Origin of the sequence: Alkalinema pantanalense CENA528, assembly GCF_050753345.1 — a bacterium.
Taxonomy (GTDB): Bacteria; Cyanobacteriota; Cyanobacteriia; order Leptolyngbyales; family Leptolyngbyaceae; genus Alkalinema; species Alkalinema pantanalense.
The window spans coordinates 1-4,130 of sequence record NZ_JBLZFX010000187.1; the positions used below are offsets into that span (position 1 = coordinate 1).

Genomic DNA, 4,130 nt, shown 5'->3' on the forward strand with positions numbered 1-4,130 from the left:
GGTTGAAGCCCTGGTTCTCTCACTGATTCAATCTCTAATCCCTAATATGATGCTAAATTACCTGCTTTTTCACGATTCTTGGTAAAACTCTTTATTTTTTTAAGCCTGAGTAGTTACAAATTCCCATCAAACAAGGTTTGTCAAGGCTATTTTTTTCCTGAGTCAATCAGCCTATAGTAGTTCAATGTAGTTCAAGCACTGAGTCATTCAATACCGAGTCATTCAATACCGAGTCATTCAAGTACTGAGTCATTCAACACCGAGTCATTCAACACCGAGTCATTCAATACCGGGTCATTCAAGTACTGAGTCATTTAATACGACGTCCTCACGATTCAGTTGCACCTCTGGTTCAAGCCTGAGTTGTTTCACCTGCTGGGTCAAATTGGCTTTCTTAGCTTCGGCTTACAGTTATTTCATTATGAAAAAGCTCAATCCAACCAATCACTCCTGGCAATTCATTCCTTCTCTACGCAGCGTTCTTGCCATTTCTTTCAGTCTACAAATTTTGAGTTTTGTAGGGTTAGTTTGGTTTTTATCGTTTCAAAATAGCCAACGATCGGTCACTGAACTCTCTGCCAAATTACACACTAGTATTAGTAATCAAGTTGATCAACACCTTGACCAATACCTCAGCCTACCCCATAAAATCAACCAAATTGATAAGCAAGCAATCGATATAAATCTGTTGAATCCTAAAGATATTAAACAGGTTGAGCGATTTTTCTGGAAGCAAATGCAGGTATTTGATATTGGCTATCTCTCCTATGCCAACGTTAAAGGTGATTTTATTGGAATTGAACGTTTAGATAATGGTCAACTTATCATTAATGAAGTTAATGCGAGTAAGAAACCTAAAACACTCTCCATCTATCAGATAGATCAAATAGGACAACGATCTAAATTATTAGAGAGTAAATCCTGGGATCCGCAATCAGAGGCTTGGTACACTGAAACCGTAGCAGCTAGAAAACCGATTTGGAGTTCGATTTTTCAGTGGAAGGATAAGCCTGAAGTTATGTCGATTACGGCAAATGCTCCTGTGTTCGATCGAAATCAAAAACTGCAAGGAGTGCTCAGTATTGATTTGATCGTGACGCAAATTAGCCAGTTTTTAAAAAACTTACCGAATACAGATAAGAGTAAAGTTTTCATCATCGAGCCGAATGGGAAATTAGTTGCAAGTTCCACTCAATCGCCAGTCTATAAATTCCAGCAAGGAAACATCCTTCGTTTAGATGCAACGGAATCCGCAGACCCCAACATTCAAGCCACTGCAAGCTATTTACGTCAGCAGTTTTCTGATCTCAATCAACTGCAACAGTCCCAGGCATTGACGTTTGACCATTTGGGAAATCAGCAATTGGTGCGAGTAACGCCTTGGAGAGATGACCTAGGACTGAATTGGCTCATTGTGATTACCACGCCCCAATCTGAGTTAATGGGGCAAATTAATGAAAACAATCGCATCACTGCCAGCCTTTGCCTTCTAGCATTAATTGTCGCGATCGCAACCAGCTTTCTGATGGCCCAATGGCTAAGTCGCCCTCTCTCCCAACTCACCCGTGCTAGCCAATCCATCGCAGCAGGGAATCTGAGCCAACCGATCGCCTTGCCAGCCAGCAGCAAGGAGGTATCCATTCTGGCTCAGTCCTTTGAACAAATGCGTCAAGGATTACAATTAGCACGGCAGGAATTAGAAGCCTACGCCCAATCCCTAGAAGAACGAGTCGCTCAACGTACCGCTGACTTGCAAGCGACCAATGCGGAACTGGAACAGACGCTGTATGATTTGCAAACGGCTCAAAATCATATTGTGCAATCAGAAAAATTAGTTGCCTTAGGTCAGTTAGTCGCTTCCGTTGCCCACGAAATGAATACGCCCTTAGGGGCCATTCGATCGTCGATTCACAACATTTCTACCTGCTTAACGGAAGAATTAGAAGAATTACCCCAATTCCTGCAAACCCTAGCCCCTGATCAACAGGATGCATTTTTTGCACTCTTACATGAATCCTTGGATTCGATCGTGCAAGCCTCACGCCTTTCTAGTCGAGAAAAACGTCAGTTTCGCCGCAACTTAGTGGAACAGTTGGAAGCTCAAAATATTACCGATCCGGAAAGTGTGGCAGATACGCTAGTCGAATTGGGAATATATGCCAACCTCCAAAGCTTCCAAGGACTTTTACAAACACAACAGAGTAATGAAATTTTAAGTACAGTCTACAACTTGGCGAGTTCCCAACGCAGTGTCCAGACGATCACCCAGGCCACGGATGCAGCCAGTAAAGTAGTTCTTGCCCTAAAAGCCTATGCCCAGAACCATCCAACGGGAAGCCCGATCGCTGTGAACCCTGTGAAAAGTGTAGAAGGAGCCTTAACGCTGTATCAAAATTTAACGAAACGTGGGGTCACGATCGAGCGGCAATACGACCCAGATATACCAGAAGTTTTGGGGTTTTCTGAAGATTTGCAGCAAGTCTGGATGAATTTAATCCATAACGCCTTGCAAGCCATGGATTATAAGGGATTACTTCAAATTTCAGTTCAAGAAGTGGATAATACGGTTCAAGTTAGTATTACTGACAATGGATCTGGCATTGATTCAGAAACAATGCCACACATCTTTGAGCCCTTTTTTACAACGAAAAAACAAGGGGAAGGTAGTGGCTTAGGATTAAGTATTGTCAAAAAATTGCTGGATAAACACTACAGCACTATCACGGTTAACAGTGAGCATGGAAAAACAACCTTTACAGTCATCCTGCCGCAATTACGTCAAACAGGGGACACGAATTCATGGGAAACGGAATTCGCTGAGCCTGCTAGTGCACCTTTGATCGATCCCATCGCTTTGCAAGGCCCGATCGCTCCATCAGAAGAAGCCTCCTATCAGAGCTTTCCCGACGATCGAGCCTCAGACTCTCAAACACCGCTAAATTCTCGCTAAGCTGAATTCTCGCTCAATGGGTCAAGCTAAACCCACAGTTGCACGATCGCAATTCGGCCCGATAGACAAACGTCTACATCGGAGCCAGTATCGCGCCGTCGTGCACTGTACTCTCCTTGGTAGATATAGCGATCGGCCTCGACTCGAAAGCCTACGGGCAAGGGTTGGGTACAGGGTTTACAGCGTATCACGTCAGGATCTTGAGCGGTGGGATCTAGGTGCGGTAGATTAATGTTCCAAAAGGAGCCTGGTTCGATCGGCTGGGCCATTAATTGAGTTACTAATTGCCTTGTCCATTGGCTAGCTTGTTCCCAGTTGTAGGGGCGTTTGCGGTTGCGATAGTGGGAAATGGCAATGCCACCGACGCGATGGAGTGCGGCTTCACGGACGGCTGCCACGGTACCTGAAACGTAGACATCCGAGCCCATATTCCCCCCAGCGTTAATGCCTGAAAGCACCCACTTGGTTTGGGGATAGAGGTGGGTGAGGGCGATGCGGGTACAGTCGGCGGGGGTACCCTCCACGGCCCAGGCATGGTCGCCGCGCTGTTCTACGCGGATGGGCCGATCGGTCGTCACTTGGTGTCCGCAACCGGACTGCTGCACCATGGGTGCAACGATCGCGGCTTTTCCGTCTAGGGCTTGCAATAGGGCTTGAATGCCAGGAGCGTCAATGCCATCATCATTGGTTAACACAATCATAGGTCAGGCGATCGGGGTAGATGGGGTAGATGCAGGTGCAATAGTTTGCTTGCGTAGTCTTTTACAGTAGCCCAAAACCTAGGCTCAATAGGAGTTGCAGGACATACCCCTACGGATACATCCTGCAATTTTGCTACCTATTCAGCAAATTTCTAGCTTGCCAACAGGGTGCGCATAATGACCACCCCCACTATCTACACGGCTGCTACATCCTGCTTCCGCTTACGCCGCAATGCAGACCCTAGGCCCAACATAGCTGCGGGCAGCAACGCAGGTGTTGGAATCGCTTCACCTTGCACCCCAACATTATCGATGTCTAAGTTCTTGGCACCATTATTGTTGTTTTGCCCGTAAGGATTACCCCTGTTAAGGTGACCATATGTACTGGTCTGCCCGGTTGAAAATTTGAGGCTTTTCGATAGGATGAAAGCACTGAACAGTGCTATCAAAGAGCGGGAAGGAATGCAGTGATTAGTGCC

At 46.0% G+C, this 4,130-nt stretch carries 3 protein-coding genes; 1 reads left to right on the forward strand and 2 read right to left on the reverse strand.

Going from position 1 to position 4,130, the window contains the following annotated elements; translation table 11 throughout:
- Positions 1-421: 421 nt before the first annotated feature.
- The gene (locus ACN4EG_RS27250) at positions 422-2,950 is read left to right on the forward strand and encodes an ATP-binding protein (RefSeq protein ID WP_431633430.1); all 2,529 of its coding nucleotides are present in this window, start codon (positions 422-424) and stop codon (positions 2,948-2,950) included.
- 26 nt (positions 2,951-2,976) lie between these two features.
- Here ACN4EG_RS27250 and surE read toward each other — a convergent pair whose 3' ends face one another.
- Both surE and ACN4EG_RS27260 read right to left on the reverse strand, forming a co-directional pair.
- Positions 2,977-3,651 (reverse strand): 5'/3'-nucleotidase SurE, encoded by a 675-nt coding sequence (surE, locus tag ACN4EG_RS27255; protein ID WP_431633431.1) that lies wholly within the window; start codon positions 3,649-3,651, stop codon positions 2,977-2,979.
- A gap of 194 nt (positions 3,652-3,845) precedes the next feature.
- Positions 3,846-4,130: PTPA-CTERM sorting domain-containing protein (locus ACN4EG_RS27260; protein WP_431633432.1), on the reverse strand; the 285-nt coding region annotated here is incomplete at its 5' end.